16 protein-coding genes are annotated in these 19,045 nt (G+C 46.0%); 2 read left to right on the top strand and 14 right to left on the bottom strand.

The window, feature by feature from the left end:
- Positions 1-48: 48 nt before the first annotated feature.
- The 8 genes from J9B83_RS02695 to J9B83_RS02660 are packed head-to-tail and all read right to left on the bottom strand — an operon-like array spanning position 49 to position 7,794.
- Entirely contained in the window at positions 49-984 is a 936-nt protein-coding gene (locus tag J9B83_RS02695; RefSeq protein WP_211535190.1) for a septal ring lytic transglycosylase RlpA family protein, read from the bottom strand.
- Positions 971-2,026, bottom strand: coding sequence for a lytic murein transglycosylase B (mltB, locus tag J9B83_RS02690; protein ID WP_211535189.1), 1,056 nt, complete (start codon positions 2,024-2,026; stop codon positions 971-973). Before mltB ends, J9B83_RS02695 begins: the two co-directional genes overlap by 14 nt.
- A complete protein-coding gene (rodA, locus tag J9B83_RS02685) occupies positions 2,026-3,147 on the bottom strand; it encodes a rod shape-determining protein RodA (protein WP_211535188.1) in 1,122 nt (373 codons plus the stop codon). The genes mltB and rodA overlap by 1 nt, the downstream gene beginning before the upstream one ends.
- Positions 3,140-5,020 (bottom strand): penicillin-binding protein 2, encoded by a 1,881-nt coding sequence (mrdA, locus tag J9B83_RS02680; RefSeq protein WP_211535187.1) that lies wholly within the window; start codon positions 5,018-5,020, stop codon positions 3,140-3,142. The genes rodA and mrdA overlap by 8 nt, the downstream gene beginning before the upstream one ends.
- A gap of 9 nt (positions 5,021-5,029) precedes the next feature.
- A complete protein-coding gene (rlmH, locus tag J9B83_RS02675; RefSeq protein WP_211535186.1) occupies positions 5,030-5,497 on the bottom strand; it encodes a 23S rRNA (pseudouridine(1915)-N(3))-methyltransferase RlmH in 468 nt (155 codons plus the stop codon).
- Between the two features lie 11 nt (positions 5,498-5,508).
- Positions 5,509-5,862: a ribosome silencing factor gene (gene rsfS / locus J9B83_RS02670; protein WP_211535185.1), complete on the bottom strand. Its 354-nt coding sequence runs from the start codon at positions 5,860-5,862 to the stop codon at positions 5,509-5,511.
- 14 nt (positions 5,863-5,876) lie between these two features.
- Positions 5,877-6,545, bottom strand: a complete 669-nt coding sequence (gene nadD / locus J9B83_RS02665; RefSeq protein WP_328797685.1) for a nicotinate-nucleotide adenylyltransferase — start codon at positions 6,543-6,545, stop codon at positions 5,877-5,879.
- The gene (locus J9B83_RS02660) at positions 6,535-7,794 is read right to left on the bottom strand and encodes a glutamate-5-semialdehyde dehydrogenase (RefSeq protein WP_211535183.1); all 1,260 of its coding nucleotides are present in this window, start codon (positions 7,792-7,794) and stop codon (positions 6,535-6,537) included. Before J9B83_RS02660 ends, nadD begins: the two co-directional genes overlap by 11 nt.
- Before the next feature lie 131 nt (positions 7,795-7,925).
- On the opposite strand from J9B83_RS02660, the gene tsaA reads away from it, so the two are divergent.
- Both tsaA and J9B83_RS02650 read left to right on the top strand, forming a co-directional pair.
- On the top strand, positions 7,926-8,639 hold the full coding sequence (tsaA, locus tag J9B83_RS02655) for a tRNA (N6-threonylcarbamoyladenosine(37)-N6)-methyltransferase TrmO (protein ID WP_211535182.1): 714 nt from the start codon (positions 7,926-7,928) through the stop codon (positions 8,637-8,639).
- 11 nt (positions 8,640-8,650) lie between these two features.
- Positions 8,651-8,899, top strand: a complete 249-nt coding sequence (locus J9B83_RS02650; protein WP_211535181.1) for a hypothetical protein — start codon at positions 8,651-8,653, stop codon at positions 8,897-8,899.
- A 145-nt stretch (positions 8,900-9,044) separates the two neighbouring features.
- On the opposite strand, the gene rpsA is transcribed toward J9B83_RS02650, so the two are convergent.
- The 6 genes from rpsA to gyrA all read right to left on the bottom strand — a co-directional run bounded on the left by rpsA (position 9,045) and on the right by gyrA (position 18,944).
- Positions 9,045-10,727: a 30S ribosomal protein S1 gene (rpsA, locus tag J9B83_RS02645; protein ID WP_211535180.1), complete on the bottom strand. Its 1,683-nt coding sequence runs from the start codon at positions 10,725-10,727 to the stop codon at positions 9,045-9,047.
- 177 nt (positions 10,728-10,904) lie between these two features.
- A complete protein-coding gene (gene cmk, locus J9B83_RS02640) occupies positions 10,905-11,588 on the bottom strand; it encodes a (d)CMP kinase (protein ID WP_211535179.1) in 684 nt (227 codons plus the stop codon).
- An 18-nt stretch (positions 11,589-11,606) separates the two neighbouring features.
- Complete coding sequence (locus J9B83_RS02635; RefSeq protein WP_236037074.1) at positions 11,607-13,817, bottom strand: bifunctional prephenate dehydrogenase/3-phosphoshikimate 1-carboxyvinyltransferase; 2,211 nt, start codon at positions 13,815-13,817, stop codon at positions 11,607-11,609.
- Between the two features lie 62 nt (positions 13,818-13,879).
- A complete protein-coding gene (pheA, locus tag J9B83_RS02630; RefSeq protein ID WP_211535178.1) occupies positions 13,880-15,001 on the bottom strand; it encodes a prephenate dehydratase in 1,122 nt (373 codons plus the stop codon).
- A 52-nt stretch (positions 15,002-15,053) separates the two neighbouring features.
- On the bottom strand, positions 15,054-16,142 hold the full coding sequence (gene serC / locus J9B83_RS02625; RefSeq protein ID WP_211535177.1) for a 3-phosphoserine/phosphohydroxythreonine transaminase: 1,089 nt from the start codon (positions 16,140-16,142) through the stop codon (positions 15,054-15,056).
- Positions 16,143-16,265: 123 nt separating this feature from the next.
- Positions 16,266-18,944, bottom strand: a complete 2,679-nt coding sequence (gyrA, locus tag J9B83_RS02620; RefSeq protein WP_211535176.1) for a DNA gyrase subunit A — start codon at positions 18,942-18,944, stop codon at positions 16,266-16,268.
- Between the last annotated feature and the right edge of the window lie 101 nt (positions 18,945-19,045).

Genomic DNA, 19,045 nt, shown 5'->3' with positions numbered 1-19,045 from the left:
TGAATAATACTAGAGCACTCAAGGAATCTCTAGCCCAAACGCTCAGACTTAAGGAACCAACGCCACTCGAACAGGCGAACCAAAACCCTCTTGTTGCAGTTTTTGCTGCCATTGCGTGAGTTCGTTTTCGTTCTCAAACGGGCCAACCAGCACCTTGTATAAACCATCGTTCTGCTTATTGGTGGTGACTCTAACCTGGGTATCAAACGACTCAAAAAGTCGCGTTTTTAGCTGAGTAGCCGACGCCTCAACACTGAAAGCTCCCACTTGTAAATGAGAAAACGTTAATGTCGGTGTCACGCTTGAGGATTCGACGGCAGGAGCAGTGGAAGCCTGAGAAGCTATGACGTTCATAGGTGTTTTAGGTTCAACCACTATATTGCTTGGGGCTTGATAAGTTTGCCCTTGAACCGGGTTTATGGCTTCAATTCGTACTCTCGCCAAACCTTTTTTATGGTAGTCCAAACGCGCTGCCGCGGCATAAGACAAATCGATCAAACGATCACCATGAAAAGGGCCTCGGTCGTTTACGCGAACAATAACTGAACGCTGGTTTTCAAGGTTCGTCACCTTAAGATAAGTCGGTAATGGTAAGGATTTATGCGCCGCCGAAAAGGCGTACATATCATATGTTTCCCCATTTGAGGTTTTATGACCGTGAAATTTCTTACCATACCAAGACGCCGTACCTTCCGCGCTGTAGCCTTGTGCAGACTCCATTACCCAATACTTTTTCCCCCACACTTCGTATGGACTTTTATTACCACCACGACTTTTGGGTTCCCACTTGGGCACCAAATCTGGTAGATGATCGACCTTAATATCACCGCTGGGCGCATGATCTTGCAGAATTGAATAACGTCCGCCGCCAGAGGCTTTGTCGTAATCTACATCATCTTTGCCCAACACATGACGAGTGCTCATGCAGCCACTTAAAAACAACAGACTCATGCCTGCAATACACAGAAGTTTAATGACCTTCATAACGCCCTATACTCATAGCCAGTTCCAAAACAGACATGGCGTACCGTCGACTGGGGTTGTAATCCATTATGGTGAAAAAATTATTATACGCTAACCAATAAGACACGGTTTCTTCGGATGTACGCAATCCAATCAATCCGGTTTTTTGAGATAAGAAAGTCTGCGTTGGCAATACATTTAGTGCAGACCACTCACTCATTTGAGCACTCGGCTCACGGCCTCGGTTGACATATTGCTCAACCGCAACCGGGTCTGTGACATAAGCGGTAACAAACCAAGGCTGTTCAAACTGCCATTGATGATGCTTCAAATAATTTGCCACACTGCCTATGGCGTCGGCGTCTGAATACCACAAATCAATATGGCCATCTTGGTCATAATCTATTGCTAACTTTTGATAATTACTTGGCATGAATTGAACCATGCCCATGGCGCCACTGTACGAACCCTTGGTATCCCCAATTCGCCAACCTTCTTGCTTTACCAATAACAAATAAGCCTCTAATTCGCTTTGAAAATAGGCTTTTCTTCTTGGGTAGTCAAAGGCAAGAGTCGTTAATGAAGTGAACACATCTTTGGAGCCTGTAATACGTCCGTAGTAAGTTTCGACACCAATCAGCGCCACAATCACATTGGATTCCACACCAAATTCTTGCTCGGCTTTTTGCAGCCACTTGGCATTACGTTGCGCAAATTCTCGACCTAATTTGGCTCTATTTTCATTCACAAACCGTGTTTTATACTGATAATACGGTGTGATCACTTCAGGTTGGCTGTCTGATTTCTCGATGACCTTGGGTCTGACTTTAATACGCGAAAAAGCCAGCTCCAATGTGGCTTTGTCGTAGCCGTGCTCTTTTGTTAAACGGGTGATAAATTGCTGCACTTCAGGGTTGGCCGCGTAGGAGTCTGTGTACTCTGATGGCATGTCCTCAAGTAAGGCGTCACTCACGGCCAGCTGTTGAACGGAGGGTATCGGCTTAACAGAAGCACATGCTGTCAAACCCAATACCAATGACAATAGTATGACTGGCTTTTTCATTACACTGCCCTCTTATGCGTTTGTATGGACATTAAAATCCCAAAGGTGGCCATGATGGTAATGATAGAAGTACCGCCATAACTTACCAGAGGTAAGGGTACCCCAACCACAGGGAGAATGCCTGATACCATGCCAATATTTACAAACATGTAAACAAAGAAGGTTAAAGTCAAACTGCCCGCCAGCAGGCGCGCATAGTTATCAGCTGCGTTAGCCGCAATATACAAACCACGCCCAATCACCAACAAATACGCCAAGATCAACATACCACAGCCCAACATGCCGAACTCTTCAGCTAATACGGCAATGATAAAATCCGTATGACTTTCGGGTAAGAAATCCAACTGAGCCTGAGTGCCTTCCAGCCACCCTTTTCCATATAGGCCGCCAGAACCAATGGCAGTTTTCGACTGAATAATATTCCAGCCAGCCCCCAGTGGATCGCTTTCTGGATTTAAAAACGTCAACACTCGCTGACGTTGATAATCGCGCATGAATTGCCAAAGAGTATAACCAGCAAGCGGCGCAATCGCAGCGGCCCCTAAAATATATCGCCATCCTAAACCAGCCAGAAACAATACAAAAATACCGGACACGGCGACCAGTAAAGACGTCCCTAAGTCCGGTTGCTTAGCAATCATCACCACGGGGATCGCAATCAAACTCAGCACAATCAAGATGTGTTTCAAGGTCGGTGGTAACTGCCTATGAGCAAAATACCAAGCTATCATCATCGGCATAACGATTTTCATAATTTCAGAAGGCTGAAAACGCAAACCACCCGGCAAAGACAACCAGCGCTGAGCACCTTTGGCACCGACGCCAAATAGTAAGACCCCAACCAACAACAGCGTGAGAAAAGCAAACAACGCAGGCGATGCGCGCCGCATGTATTTAGGCGGTAGCTGAGCCAAAACCAAACACACCATCAACCCAATTGCCAGTCGAAAGACCTGTCTTTCTACCATGGCAACATTTTGGCCCGACGCCGAATACAAGATAAACAGGCCGCCGCCAATTAAAATCAACAAAGATGCCATGAGCAACACATCTATGTGGACAAGTTTCCATAGCCGCGCGTTGGTAAACGCAATCACACGACGATATACGCTATCACTCATCTGGATTGCCTTTTAAATAGTCGTATTTTGATGGGTAATCATCGAGAAGATACGCATCGAACAATTGTCGAGTTAGGTCAGCGGGCTTAGAACTACTGCCGCCATTTTCAAAAATAGCAAATACAGAAATTTTAGGCTTTTTCGCTGGAGCATAACCAATAAACAGAGCGTGATCGTGTAAACGCCTATCTAGCGTATCGGCGTCGTACTCCTGATCTTCTTGTAAACTAAATACCTGGCCTGTGCCTGTTTTACCGGCAATGTCATATTCTGTACCACGCAATCGACGCGCAGTGCCCTTTGAGTCAGTGATAACTTTACGCATGGCGTCGGTCATACGATCCCAGTTACGCGAATCTTTCAACACAATCTCATGCTCATCGCCAAGGCCATCATCAAATTCAGCCGGCAGGCCATTGATAGTTTCTGCCATACGGGGGTAAAAATAATGCCCTTTGCCTGCCAACGCCGAGGTAGCCGATGCAATTTGAACCGGTGTAGCCACCATAAACCCTTGACCAATACCAACGTTTACCGAATCTCCTGGATACCATGGCTCTTTGTATTTGGCTTTTTTCCATTCATTGGAAGGCAATAGTCCATAACTTTCCCCTCTTAAATCCAGCAAGTTACCTTGACCAAAACCAAATCGGGTCAAAAAGTTATGAATAGGGGTAATGCCCATTTTATTGGCAAGTTGATAATAATAGGTGTCCACTGATTCTATGATAGAACGCTCTAGATCAATCCAGCCATGACCCGTTCGCTTCCAATCTCGGTAGCGGCGCCCATCCGGATTAATTTGATAGTAGCCTTTGGCATAATATTGCTCGCTCCAAGACGCAAAGCCGTACTCTAAACCCGCCAATGCCATAAACGGCTTGATCGTTGATGCAGGAGGATAACCACCACGCAGTGCTCGATTGAACAAAGGGAGTTTTTTAGACTGCCTTAGCAAACTGTAATCTTTAACGGAAATACCACGCACAAACAGATTCGGGTCGTAACCAGGCTTAGAGACTAAAGCAAGAATGCCCCCCGTATCAGGATCAATGGCTACAACCGAACCGGTATAATCGCCCAGTAAATCATACGCGTATTGCTGAAGCCTAGCGTCTAAATAAAGATGAAGATCTTTTCCAGGGGTTGGGGTTTGTCGCTCTAACTCGGACATAATTCGACCGCGCGCGTTCACTTCCACTTTATTCAGCCCAGCTTCACCAAACAGGGTTTTCTCATAGTAGCCTTCCACGCCAGTTTTGCCGATAAACAAGGCACCCTGATAGGCTAAACGATCCACGGTTTCCAAATCTTTCGAGGTAATTCGCCCTACGTAACCAATCGCATGGGCAAAGGCTTCACCATAGGGGTAGTACCGTGTAAGCTGCGCTTCAACCTGAATACCATCTAATTTATAAAGATCAACGGAAACTTTAGCCCACTCTTCATCCGTCAGTTGTGATTTTAATGTAATAGATTGATAAGGCCGTCGGTACTCTTGCAAAGCTCGGTCAAAATCATCCCACTCACCATCTGTGATGCTGACAATGCTAGACAAGATGGTTTTTAACTCTGACATATCTGCAACACGTTCTGGAATCACAGTTAAACTGTGTATCGGTCGGTTATCTGCCAGAACTACACCGTTTCGGTCATAGATTAGCCCCCTAGGCGGTGGCTCAGTCACCAGCATGACCCGATTGTCATCGGCTTTGGTTTGGTAGCGTTCGTATTCGATAACCTGCAAATAAAACAAGCGGCCTATCAATACAGCTACCAACAAAAACACAAACACAGCGGCCGCTATTACGCGACGCTGAGTTAAACGCTGTTCTTGACGATAATTACGAAAGTTTTGATGTCGACGACTCACCGTTTCACCCTACCTATGATATGGGTGATTATTCATCAGCGTCCAAGCTCGATAAATTTGTTCAGCCAGCAAAATTCTCACCATAGGGTGTGGCAAGGTCAAACGCGATAAAGACCAAACTTGGTCTGCGCTTGCGGTGCACCTCGGGTCTAAACCATCTGGCCCACCCACCAACAAGCTCACATTATAACCATCCATACGCCACTGCTCGGTTTGATCAGCCAATTGCTCCGTCGACCATTCTTTACCCAGCACTTCCATGGCAATGACCTTGTCGCCTGCTGGAATGGCTTCCAACATGGCATCGCCTTCTTTGCGAATCGCTTTGGGGATGTCGGTGTTTTTACCACGAGGTGACATGGGTATTTCCACAAGCTCCAGCGCAAAGTCTTTTGGTAGACGTTTGGCATATTCCTCGTAACCTTCTGTTACCCACTTTGGCATCTTACTGCCAACCGCTATCAAACGAACGCGCATGAACCTAGCCTTTATAATTGTTCAGGTTGAATATCCCAAAGTTTTTCCAAATCATAAAACGCACGTGCTTCTTCGGTCATCACATGAACCACAACATCATGCAGGTCAACTAATACCCAGTCACTTCCCATGCCGCGACCTTCAGACCCCAGTGGCTGAAGACCCTTTGACTTCAAATGTTCAAATACATTCTGACCCAATGCGTTAACATGACGTTTAGACGTACCCGTGCAGATAACCATGTAATCCATCATGTCGGTATGGTTTCCCACATTTAGCACTGTAATTTTGTCCCCTTTGACATCTTCCAATGCTTCAACAGCAAAAGCTAAAATTTGATCTGCTGTAAGATTAAGCTGACTCATAGTGTTACGTTATCCTATCGATATAATTGATGTTGCTCTATGTATTCTTGAACGGGCTCCGGCAACAGGTAAGCGATCGACTCGTTCTTGTGAGCCAATGACCTAATCATGCTAGAAGAGATACCCAAGGGTGTCAGTGTTTCGAACCAGATCCGTCCTGAAGGCGCGCATTGTAACTCATGCGACGAAGCGGCACGATGCTTTTCGCAAAATGCACTCAACTCGGAGATCAAATCAGGCTCCCAACCGGGGCGAGATACAATCAAAAGGTGTGCGTATTCGATCAATGTCGACCAGTCATACCATGTAGGCAAGGATAAGAAACTGTCCATCCCTAACACCATAATCAGCGGTTCGTCTGGCCCTATTTCAGCACGAATATCGCGCAACGTATCGACTGTGTAGCTTGGGCCTTCTCGGTCAATTTCGCGAGCGTCAACACTCAAACGCACATCGCCAGAAATCGCCAGCTTAACCATCTCAAGCCGTTGCGACGCTGATACACCAGGCTGCCCTTTATGAACGGGTTGATAACAGGGCACCAACTTCAGTGTTGAATAGCCATATCGGTCTAAAATTTCAACTGCCGTTCGAAGGTGACCGTTATGGACTGGATCGAAAGTTCCACCCATAATTGCTAACCCAGAAGTGCTTTTACCAATAAACCGAGTATTAGTTGTCACGAGTATGACCATCACCCAATACGATGTATTTTTGGCTAGTCAGACCAAGCAAACCGACAGGGCCGCGAGCGTGGATTTTATCTGTCGAAATACCAATTTCTGCACCGAAGCCGTATTCAAAGCCATCGGCGAACGAGGTTGACGCATTCACCATGACAGAAGAAGAATCCACCTCTGTCATAAAAGCTCGTGTTTTTACATAGTTATTCGTCACTATGGCGTCGGTATGATGAGAGCCATATTGATTAATATGAGCGATGGCTTGAGCCATATCAGAAACAACTTTAATGGATAATTTTGGTGCTAAATATTCTGTGTACCAGTCTTCTTCTGTGGCCACATCAATGTCAGGGCAGACAGCACGAGCCGATTCACAACCTACTAGCGCCACCCCTTTTTCTTGATAAGCAGCAGCCAGTTTCGGTAGAATTTTGTTTACAATGGTCTCGTGAATCAACAAAGATTCCATAGCATTGCACACGCCATATCGACGTGTTTTGGCATTCATGGCAATAGCAAAAGCTTTTTCTAAATCCGCTTCGTTATCAATGTATACATGGCAATTACCATCAAGATGCTTGATTACCGGCACTCGAGCATCTTTACTAATACGCTCAATCAACCCTTTGCCGCCACGAGGGACGATCACATCGACAAACTCAGGCATGGTAATCAATTTACCCACCGCATCTCGGTCTGTGGTATTTAACACCTGCACCGCATTTTCAGGCAAACCGGCCTCCACAATACCCGCCGTTACCGCTTGAGCAATGGCTTGATTCGAGTAAAACGCTTCAGAGCCACCTCGTAATATGGTTGCGTTGCCAGACTTCAAGCACAGACTCGCCGCATCGATGGTCACATTAGGGCGTGATTCGTAAATAATACCAATTACCCCCAAAGGCACGCGCATTTGGCCACGCTGAATGCCTGATGGTAGATACACCATATCGGAAATCTCACCAATTGGATCAGGTAAAGAAGCCACCTGTTTTAGCCCTTCAATCATGCCATTAATACGAGCATCGTCTAATAACAACCGATCCAGTAAAGCCGCATCTAGTCCTTTCTCTTCGCCATTTTTAATGTCTTTGGCGTTTTCTTCTATCAATCGAGGTCGCGCTTGCTCTAAAGCCTCAGCCATGGCAAACAATGCGCTGTTCTTTTGCTGTGTGGATGCTTTTGCAAGCAGACGAGAAGCAAATCTCGCTTGCAGACCAACTTGATTCATATAGGATTCTAAAGACATGTTTGTGCTCTATTAAAAGTAAAAAAACAAATTGCAGACCGGTAAATAAGTCGCGACGCATTCAATCAAAGCAGTATAATATCACACAATTTTATTCAATTTAGCGCATATTCCTACGAAAGGACCCCACATTGTCGTTGCCTAACTCTTTTCAATTTCACACCATTGGCATAGTCCATTCTTGCTATAAAGAAAAATTCGGCATTCCGCGACAACCGGGACTTGTAACTGAGGCGACAGCTAGACTTGAGCTTTTACCGCCCTTCAATCGCATGGACACCCTAGATGGACTTGAAAACTTTTCTCACATTTGGGTGCAGTTTGTCTTTCATGCCTGCATGACAGAAAACTGGAAAGCAAAAATACGCCCCCCTCGTTTAGGCGGAAAAGAAAAAATGGGGGTTTTCGCCACAAGAGCGACCCACAGACCCAATCCCATCGGCTTGTCTGCGATAAAGATCGGACGTATCTACCAAGAAAACAACAAGGTTTTTATCGACCTACATGGAGCAGACCTGCTTGATGGCACACCGGTTCTGGATATAAAACCTTACTTACCCTATGCTGACCAAATTAACGAAGCCAAAGCGGAATTAACACCGCGTCCGGTTCAAACAAAACAGGTTTGCTTTACTCAGCAAGCAAATGTGCACTGTGCAGAATATGAAGCCTTGCACAATCGCCCTATTAAGGCCTTAATTGAACAAGTGGTGAGTCAAGACCCTAGGCCTTCATATATGGCAAAACAGCTAGATAGAGAGCATGGCATCACTTTATGGAATGCCAATATCAAGTGGTGTGCAAGAAACGATCACTTCGAAATAATTCGAGTCGAATACCAGTAAGCGAGGCCTTTATGAACAAAAAACAGTTCTTAAACACTTACAAAAAAATTGACCAGCTCGACGAGACCAACAAAAACAAAGCCGAGAACCCGCCCATTTACCGCTCGAAACAAGACGAACGCCTCATTAAAGACTACCATTTCGCGAAGTTCCAAAAAAATCGCCAAAGTGCACAAAACAACGCCGCACTAAAAGCACTTCTAGAAAAGGAACAATGGGACAACGAAGACGTGGAGACCTTACTAAAATCTCTGCGCTAAACTCTATTGCTAACCGACATACGCAAAGCCTATACCCATGGTTATCCACACGTTATGTGTATAGTTTTTCTGTCAATAAATTCACAAAAAATAGACATAAAAAAAGCGGGCTAGGCCCGCTTTTTCATTACCAAGAAATCAAAACTTAGTTTTGGTTTTCTAGTTGAGCTTTGATCAAATCACCAATAGTGGTAGGACCATTAGACTCTGTTTGTTGCTTCTCAGAATGAGATTTCAACGCTGCTTTTTCTTCAGTTGCATCTTTCTGCTTGATAGATAGCGCAATAGTACGAGCTTTACGATCAACATTGATGATCGCTGCTTCTACTTTGTCGCCTTCTTTCAATACAGTGGAAGCATCTTCAACACGCTCGCGGCTGATTTCAGATACTTTCAACGTTGCTTCAACGCCTTCAGCAAGAACAACAACAGCGCCTTTCGCATCTACTGTAGAAACAGTACCGTTTACGATAGTGCCTTTGTCATTTTCTGCAACGAAAGCTAGGAACGGATCTTCTTCTAGTTGTTTAACACCTAGAGAAATACGCTCACGCTCAGCATCGATAGACAATACCACTGTTTCTAGCATATCGCCTTTCTTGTATTGACGTACTGCTTCTTCGCCTGTTTCGTCCCAAGATAGGTCAGAAAGATGAACAAGGCCGTCGATACCGCCGTCAAGACCAATGAACACACCAAAGTCAGTGATAGACTTGATTGCGCCAGAGATTTTATCGCCTTTGTTGAAAGAAGTAGCAAACTCTTCCCATGGGTTCATGGTGCACTGCTTGATACCCAAAGAAATACGACGACGCTCTTCGTCAATGTCAAGAACCATAACTTCAACTTCATCACCGATCTGAACAACTTTAGATGGGTGAATGTTTTTGTTAGTCCAATCCATTTCAGATACGTGTACTAGACCTTCTACGCCTTCTTCTAATTCAGCGAAGCAACCGTAATCAGTCAAGTTAGTTACTTTAGCAGTAACTTTTGTGTTTTCTGGGTAACGGGCTTTAATAGCAACCCATGGATCTTCACCCAATTGCTTAAGACCTAGAGACACACGGTTACGTTCGCGGTCAAATTTAAGGACTTTAACATCAATTTCATCGCCAACAGCAATGATTTCGCTTGGGTGCTTAATGCGTTTCCAAGCCATGTCAGTGATGTGTAGAAGACCGTCAACACCACCAAGATCAACGAACGCACCGTAGTCTGTAAGGTTCTTAACGATACCTTTAACTTCTTGACCTTCTTCAAGAGAAGCAAGTAGTGTTTCGCGTTCAGCGCTGTTAGTCGCTTCCATAACGGCACGACGAGATACAACAACGTTGTTACGTTTTTGATCAAGCTTGATAAGTTTGAACTCTAGATCAACACCTTCCAAGTGTGATGTGTCGCGGATTGGGCGAACATCTACCAAAGAACCTGGCAAGAAGGCACGGATATTTGCGATATCAACTGTGAAGCCACCTTTGACTTTACCGTTGATAACACCATGAACAATGGCGTTTTCTTCGTAAGCTTTTTCAAGCACAGACCAAGTCTCTGCACGTTTTGCTTTTTCACGAGACAATTTAGTCTCACCGAAACCATCTTCAACAGCGTCAAGTGCAACTTTTACTTCGTCACCGATGTTTAAGTTGAACTCACCACTTTCCGTTAGAAACTGAGAACGAGGAATTACGCCTTCAGATTTAAGACCTGCATGAACAGTTACCCACTCACTGTCGATATCAACAATAATACCGGTAACAATTGAGCCTGGCGCCATTTCGACGGTTAACAGGCTTTCTTCAAACAGTTCTGCGAAGCTTTGAGTCATTGTATTTCCTATATAGTCGACCTAAAAACTCTAGGTCATATCCACACCGCCAGCAGATGCGGGTCAATTTTTTGAATGATGCGATAAAGGCTTGCTGGCACCCTTATCGACTTGGATAACAATTGATCTATTCTAGCACATTCTAGATAGAAAAAAGTAGACGCAAAAAAGAACAGATTATACCAGACCCGCTTTTACTGCTTCAGCAAAAATGATCTCGACAACCTGCTCTATGGTCAATTCTGTACTGTCAATCACTAAAGCGCCAGCTGCTGGAACAAGAGGCGCAATTGCTCGGTTTGCGTCTCGCTCATCTCGCTCCTCAATGACCTTAATAAGTGCTTCGAGATTAACAGTTTCACCTTTTTGCTGCAATTGCTGAGCACGCCTTTGGGCACGCTCTTGAGCAGAGGCGGTTAAAAATATTTTAATCTGCGCGGAAGGAAACACTACGGTGCCCATATCACGACCATCCGCCACCAAACCAGGCGACTGAGAAAAAGCACGCTGGCGTAATAATAAGCCTTCACGCACTGCAGGGATTGCAGCCAATTTAGACGCGCAATTACCTACCTCTTCTGTGCGAATGGCCTGAGTAACCACCTCGCCTTCCAGCACGATATCTATCGCACCTTGTTCAGTTTGTTGAAATTGAATATCCAGATGCTCTGCCAATACCTTAAGCGTATCTACATCGTCAGCCGACATGCCATGGTGCGCTACAGCTAGCGCCAACAGTCGATACAGAGCACCACTGTCAAGTATGTGCCATCCCAGTTTTTCTGCGATTAATTGACTGACTGTGCCTTTACCCGCACCACTTGGACCATCAATCGTAATAACCGGGCCTTGGTTGATCATAACTTTTCCTCTTAAAAACTATTGCGTTACTGTGCAATGAAAACCTAATTGCCTAGCAACACCCTCTAACTCATTAAATTCTTCTAATAACTTTTGGCAATCATGCACTTTTGTCAAAGCATGACTGCGAGCCCCCAGGGCAATCATCGCCAATGCCACTTTATCGTCGCCAGCGCTGTCTAATTCTCCACCCTGTGGAAGACCACCTTGAACAAACAAGTCGCCCTTCTCGTAAGTGACTGAAAGACCCATATGCTCAAGGGCATCAATCAAACCCAATACTCTGTCTTCGTAGTAATAAGGCAATGCATTTATGCCTTTAATGCAGCTCTGACCTGTTGCGTACGCCGCTGCTACACACAACAAAGGCAACTCGTCTCTGAATTGATAACTTTGCTCCGCGCTCAAAGTGAAAGCGTGTAACTCGGCAAAACCCGCTGAAACAGAACCCTCATACAAACCCGATGCACTCTGTTGCGGCAAAGACACATCTGCACCTATCGACGCCATAAACATCAACAAGGCAACCGATACAGAATCCAAACCCACATTCTCAATGATTAACTCAGAACCTGGTAAAATATTAGCCAACAACACCAACCAAGCCATTTCATATTCATCCCCAGTCAACACCACGTTAGTGGCCGTTAACGGAGAAGGTAAAATGGTCAACCCTGCTTCACTAGACTCAATCGACATTTTAAATTGTCGAAGCAATACTTCGCAGTGAGATAACCCCGACAAAAACGGCACCACTTGGCTTTTTTCAGGCGAGTACAAACTCGCCAACAAAGCGGCCATACGAAGCCGTTCAGAGCCCGCTTGCAGAGTCACGGACAAATTGAGCGCGTCGCCTGGCTCCAAATACACAGGCAAACAATCTTCAACCGCCGATTCCACCTTGCCACCCATCTGTCGAACCACAGAAAACACATCTTTCATCGACTGATTCAGCAATTCGCCTTCTGCCGTTACGGAAACAGGAAAAGACTGCCCTGCCAACACTGGCAACAAAAGGTACAAGGTTTCTCTAGACTGATGCACGTTAATCGGCGCAATAGGCGCTTTTAAACCACGTAACCCGACACCATGTACGCGCAAATGATCATTGGCCGCCTCTTCGATAACCACACCCATGTCGCGAAAAGCTTGGATGGTAATTTTCACATCACCAGCAAGATCAATATTGCGTAGATCACTCACACCTTCTGAGAGCGCCGCTATCGTAATCACTTTATGTGACAAAGATTTGTCACCCAGCAAAGATATTTGCCCTTTTATGACTGAAGCAGGTAACACAGCAATGGAAACAGGTCGAACCTCTTTGATGGAGCCAAGGGTACGCTGCTCTAATAAGCGTAAAAAATGATCTCGCGCCGATTTCGCCCTGGTAAAGACACCGAACATACTGGCACCATCACCCTGCTCAATGGCATGACGCATATCCGCTAATCGGTCCGTAAAATGGTCTAAAGTAGCCAATGTGGCGTCTTTATTGGCCATAAAAACATCGCGCCACATAACAGGGTCGCTTGAAGCAATACGTGTAAAGTCACGGAAGCCACCCGCCGCAAATTTAAATATATCTTGACTACGCTCTCCATTGGCCAAAGCGTCTACCAGTGTGTAAGCCAGTAAATGTGGTAAATGGCTGGATGACGCCAACACATGATCGTGATGCTCCACATCCATGCTCACCACATCAGAACCCACCGCTCGCCAAAGTCGATGTAACTTATCCAGCAATACCGGGTTGCTATCAGGCAAGGGCGTCACAATGGCCATGTGCTTTTCAAACAGACTAGAGTTAGACGCCAGCACGCCACTTTTTTCCGCCCCAGCAATGGGGTGACCAGGAATAAAGTTTGATGGCATAAAACCATAAACACGACGCACCGCTTCCACCACACTTCCCTTGGTAGAACCCACATCGGTCACCAAAGTTTTTTCGGACAAAAACGGCTTTAAATCAGCCACAACCGACTCCATTGCTCGAACCGGCGTCGCCAACACAATCACGTCCATTTTAGACAGATAGTCAGCGTTTAATTGCGCAGGATAATCAATCACTCCTGTTGACACGCCCAGCGCCAATTCGCCTTCACGACGATCAACACCGTATAACGTCGCTAAGCCACGCTCTTTTAACGCCTTAGCAAAAGAGCCGCCTATCATGCCAAGCCCTATGATCATGACATTACCGAATTTCTTTTTTTCTTCACCCGTCAAAGCACAACACTCTTTCAAATTAGCGACATCAAACCAGTAAGATTCGCCCTCACAATCAAGGGCTAGAGCACAGCGACGGGGTAAGAACCCAATACCTTAACCTCTGAAGCACGTTCACGCAGCTCTTCAATGACTACTTGGCAAGCGTCATCAAGATAATGCCCAACGAAGTCGATGTAAAAAATGTATCCCCAACGACTCATCAAGGATGGGCGCGTTTCTAACCGCGTCATATCAACACCATGACGCTCAAAAGCTTCAAGCAAGTGATACAAGGCACCCGGCTCATTTTTCGCACTGATCAATAACGAAGTCTTATCTTTACCACTTTGCGGTACATCTTCATGACCGACGATCAAGAAGCGCGTGGTGTTATCAGGACGATCTTCTATGTTTGCTGACACTTTCGTTAGGCCGTACAGTTCACAGGCCACTTCACCCGCAATGGCAGCAATGGCTTTGCCACTGCGACCCGCATCAGCCGCTAAGCGAGCCGCCTCAGCATTGGAACTCACCGCAACGCGCTCAACATGGGGCCAGTAGCGATCTAACCAAGCACGACATTGCGCCAAAGACTGCTGATGGGAATAAATGTGCGTCACATCTTCCGCATGAATGTTTGGACTGATCAGCAAGTGATGATGTATACGTTCTTCCACTTCGCCGCAGATCTTTAAACGCGAATCACGGAAACTGTCTAAGGTGTGATTCACCACACCCTCTGTCGAATTTTCAACGGGCACAACACCATAATTCGCCGCGCCTGATTCCACTTCACGAAACACTTCATCAATGGCCGCCATGGGCGCACTGATGATGGACTTACCAAAGTGCTTCAATGCTGCCTGCTGCGTAAAGGTACCTTCTGGCCCCAAAAACGCAATGCGCATCGGCTTTTCAAGCGCCAAGCAAGACGACATCACTTGGCGGAAAATTTTCGCCATTTCTTCGTTGCCAAGCGGCCCTTCATTGCGCTCCATCACGCGACGCAACACCTGTGCTTCTCGCTCTGGTCGGTAAAACACCACGGCCTCACCGCCTTGCTCAGCCAATTTCACTTCAGCGACTTTTTGAGCGCAGCGTGCACGCTCATTGATCAACACCTGAATTTGCGAGTCAATGGAATCAATGCGATCGCGCAATAATGGCAGCGTCTCTGGCACAGCCTGTTTTGAATTCGACATAGTTTTTTATTATCCGTGTAGTTCTTTCTCGTAAGCGTTTATCAAGCCTGTATTACTTTCCTTGTGCGTGGCGATTTTCAAACTCACGCATAAACTGGATCAAGGCTTCAATGCCTGCCATCGGCATCGCATTATAGATACTCGCACGCATACCACCAACAGAACGGTGACCAGCCAAAGTACGTAACCCAGCCGCTTCAGACTCTTCTAAGAAAAGCGACTCTAACGACGCATCCGCTAACGTAAAGGGCACATTCATTCGAGAACGATAAGCAGGGTCAATAGGGTTCGCGTAGAAATCACTGGCATCAATAAAATCATACAACACCTTGGCTTTAGCGATATTCACCGCTTCAATGGCTTCAACGCCACCTTGCTCTTCCAGCCACTCAAACACCAAATCCGCCAGATAAATGGCAAAAGTTGGTGGTGTATTGATCATGGAATCGTTCGCTGCTAAGTTGGCAAAATTCCACACCGTTGGTAGGCTATCGCTGCAACGAGCCAACAAATCCTTACGAATAATACAGATGACCACACCCGCTGGCCCCACGTTTTTCTGAGCACCCGCGTAAATCATGCCATATTTAGACACATCAATTTTTCGTGACAAAATAGTGGACGACAAATCCGCAATGATTGGCAAATTGGTTTCAGGCAAATCCGCAAACTCTAAACCACCAATGGTTTCGTTGGGACATACATGCAAATACGCCGCACTTTCATCAAGCTCTAGGTCAGCAAAAGCTGGCACAGTGGTGTAATTTTGCTCTTTTGAAGACGCAACCACGTTGACCTTGGTGTATTTCTTCGCTTCTTTAATAGCTTTAGTCGACCAAGCACCTGTGTCTAAATAACAAGCAGAATCAAAACCATTGGTTAAATTCGCTGGAATTTGAGCAAACAAAGTCGATGCGCCACCCTGAACAAACAGCACTTCATAGTCATCACTGATGTCCAACAAACGCATTAATCGCGCTTTTGCCGACGCCAAAATGGACATAAATTCCGTGCTTCTGTGACTCATTTCCATAACAGAGACACCCGCACCATGCCAATCTAACATCTCAGCTTGTGCTTTTTTCAACACCGCTTCGGGAAGCGCGGCGGGGCCAGAACAAAAATTGTATACTCGACTCATTCTGCGTATTACTCCTAACTGCTTTCAGCCATCATTTTCAGAGCTATTATTTTCCAGAGCTACTGTTTACCAAAGCCATTTACAACAAAAGCGACGCACCGAGGTGCGTCGCTTTCTTTTCTATTATACGTCTGTGTCTGTGATATCAGGCGTTTCATCACCATCATTCACAACTTGCTCTTCAGCCACATCATCAACATCGTCTTCATCAAGATGCTCATCATCTTCGACGACACGCTCGATACCAACAAGATGTTCGTCGTTGGTTAGACGAATCAAGGTCACACCTTGGGTGTTACGTCCTTGACAAGATACTTCGGTCACTCGAGTACGAACCAAGGTTCCCTGGTCGGTAATCAAGATAATTTCATCGGTTTCATCTACCTGAGTCGCGCCGATAACTGGCCCGTTACGATCAGATACCTGAATACCAATCACCCCTTGACCACCACGACCATACACAGGGAAATCGTCAACCGAGGTACGTTTGCCATAGCCGTTTTCGCACGCCATCAAGACAGCCAAGCCTTCTTGTGGAACGATTAAAGACACAACTTTCGCATCTTCACCCAAACGAATACCACGTACACCCGCTGCTGTACGACCCATAGGACGAACATCGGACTCTTTAAAGCGAATAGTCTTACCAGATGACGACACCAACATAATGTCGTTTTCGCCATTGGTCACAGAAACACCGACCAACTCGTCAGTATCATCAAGACTTAAGGCAATCAAACCTGTCGAACGAGGACGAGCAAAATGTTGCATGGCGGTTTTCTTCACCGTGCCGTTCGCAGTAGCCATAAAGATGTAACTACTTGCTTCGACCAAGGCTTCATCTGACACCTCTTCGACGTCGTCATCGCTTTCTATGGCCTCAACCACTGGCAGCGGCAAGAGCGCCGAAATAGATTCACCTTCGCGCAATGGCAACAAGTTAACAATAGGGCGACCTTTCGCGCCGCGACTTGCAACAGGAATTTCAAACACGCGCAACCAGTAGACCTTACCAAAATTACTGAACAACATGATGGTGTCATGACTGCTGGTCACTAATAGATGTTCTATGTGGTCTTCGTCTTTCATGCTAGCTGACGATTTACCACGACCACCACGACGCTGAGCTTGATACTCTTCTAACGGCTGAGATTTGGCGTAGCCAGTGTTAGAGATGGTCACCACCATAGGCGCTTCGTCGATTAAATCGGCAATGGTCAGATCTTGGCGAGACGTCAGAATTTCAGTACGGCGAGCATCGCCGAAGGTATCGCGAACTTCTTCTAACTCTTCACGAATGACTTCCATCAAACGATCAGGATTAGACAAAATATTCAACAACTCACCGATCGTTTCGATCAATGCCTTGTATTCGCCCAGTAATTTATCGTGCTCTAAGCCCGTTAAGCGATGTAGACGCAAATCCAAAATGGCTTGCGCTTGGTCTGGAGACAAGTGATAAGCACCGTCAACAAATCCATAACCTGCTTCTAGGTCATCTGGACGGCAAGCGTCTGCGCCTGCGCGCTCAAGCATGGCAACCACGTTACCCGGCTCCCACGACTCACTGACAATTTTTTCTTTGGCTTCAGCCGAGGTTGGCGAAGTACGAATCAACTCAATCACGCGATCGATGTTCGCTAGAGATACCGCCAAACCTTCTAGAATATGACCACGCTCACGCGCTTTACGAAGTTCATAAATAGTACGACGGGTCACCACTTCACGGCGGTGCTTAACAAAGCACTCAAGAATCTGCTTAAGATTCAATAACTGCGGACGGCCATCAACCAAGGCCACCATGTTAATACCAAACACAGACTGCAACTGAGTTTGCGCAAATATGTTATTGACAACCACATCTGCATTTTCGCCACGACGTAGCTCTATCACGATACGCATACCATCTTTATCAGATTCGTCACGCAGCTCACTGATGCCTTCGAGCTTTTTCTCTTTCACCAATTCAGCGATCTTTTCGATCACTTTGGCTTTGTTTAATTGATAAGGAATTTCAGTAAAGACGATAGCTTGGCGATTGCCTTTTTCCATATCTTCAAAGTGGTGACGAGCACGCATGTAGATACGCCCACGGCCCGTTTTGTAAGCTTCAATAATTCCAGCACGACCATTGATAAAAGCGCCTGTTGGGAAATCTGGACCAGGAATGTGCTCGATAAGCTCATCAACTGTCACCTCAGCGTTATCAATAACCGCCAAGCAGCCATCGATAATTTCACCTAAATTATGGGGCGGAATATTGGTCGCCATACCAACGGCGATACCGGCTGATCCATTGACAAGCAAACCAGGTACGCGTGCTGGCAGCACTTCTGGCATAAATTCCGTACCGTCGTAGTTCGGCACAAAATCCACGGTTTCTTTCTCAAGATCCATAAGGAGATGATGGGAAATCTTCGCCATGCGAATCTCGGTGTAACGCATCGCAGCAGCACTGTCTCCATCGACAGAACCGAAGTTGCCTTGTCCGTCAACCAAGGTGTAACGCATTGAGAAAGGCTGCGCCATACGAACAATCGTATCGTAAACGGCAGAATCACCATGTGGGTGATATTTACCGATCACATCACCGACGATACGCGCCGATTTTTTGTACGGTTTATTCCAATCGTTTTTAAGTTCGTTCATCGCAAATAAAACACGACGATGAACAGGCTTCAACCCATCACGTACATCAGGTAATGCTCGACCAACAATTACGCTCATGGCGTAATCAAGGTAAGATCCCTTCAGTTCATTTTCGATACTGACGGGAATAATTTCTCTGGCTAATTCACCCATAGATACAATCGATCCTTATGCCTTGGAGTCTGGAAGACGCCTTAATCTCTTTTTATAAGCGCGGCATTGTACCATAAGGAAATAAATAACACCTCTGCAAG

This window comes from Marinomonas vulgaris, from assembly GCF_018145875.1.
GTDB classification, from domain to species: Bacteria; Pseudomonadota; Gammaproteobacteria; order Pseudomonadales; family Marinomonadaceae; genus Marinomonas; species Marinomonas vulgaris.
The sequence above is the reverse complement of the archived record's forward strand: the minus strand, read 5'-3'. Positions and strand labels throughout refer to the sequence as shown.

Coding starts and splice junctions, on each gene's coding strand:
- rpsA (WP_211535180.1), bottom strand. CDS start 10,727: ATGACTCAAAGCTTCGCAGAACTGTTTGAAGAAAGCCTGTTAACCGTC.
- serC (WP_211535177.1), bottom strand. CDS start 16,142: ATGAGTCGAGTATACAATTTTTGTTCTGGCCCCGCCGCGCTTCCCGAA.
- J9B83_RS02660 (WP_211535183.1), bottom strand. CDS start 7,794: ATGTCTTTAGAATCCTATATGAATCAAGTTGGTCTGCAAGCGAGATTT.
- mltB (WP_211535189.1), bottom strand. CDS start 2,026: ATGAAAAAGCCAGTCATACTATTGTCATTGGTATTGGGTTTGACAGCA.
- J9B83_RS02650 (WP_211535181.1), top strand. CDS start 8,651: ATGAACAAAAAACAGTTCTTAAACACTTACAAAAAAATTGACCAGCTC.
- J9B83_RS02695 (WP_211535190.1), bottom strand. CDS start 984: ATGAAGGTCATTAAACTTCTGTGTATTGCAGGCATGAGTCTGTTGTTT.
- gyrA (WP_211535176.1), bottom strand. CDS start 18,944: ATGGGTGAATTAGCCAGAGAAATTATTCCCGTCAGTATCGAAAATGAA.
- rodA (WP_211535188.1), bottom strand. CDS start 3,147: ATGAGTGATAGCGTATATCGTCGTGTGATTGCGTTTACCAACGCGCGG.
- pheA (WP_211535178.1), bottom strand. CDS start 15,001: ATGTCGAATTCAAAACAGGCTGTGCCAGAGACGCTGCCATTATTGCGC.
- cmk (WP_211535179.1), bottom strand. CDS start 11,588: ATGATCAACCAAGGCCCGGTTATTACGATTGATGGTCCAAGTGGTGCG.
- rsfS (WP_211535185.1), bottom strand. CDS start 5,862: ATGAGTCAGCTTAATCTTACAGCAGATCAAATTTTAGCTTTTGCTGTT.
- rlmH (WP_211535186.1), bottom strand. CDS start 5,497: ATGCGCGTTCGTTTGATAGCGGTTGGCAGTAAGATGCCAAAGTGGGTA.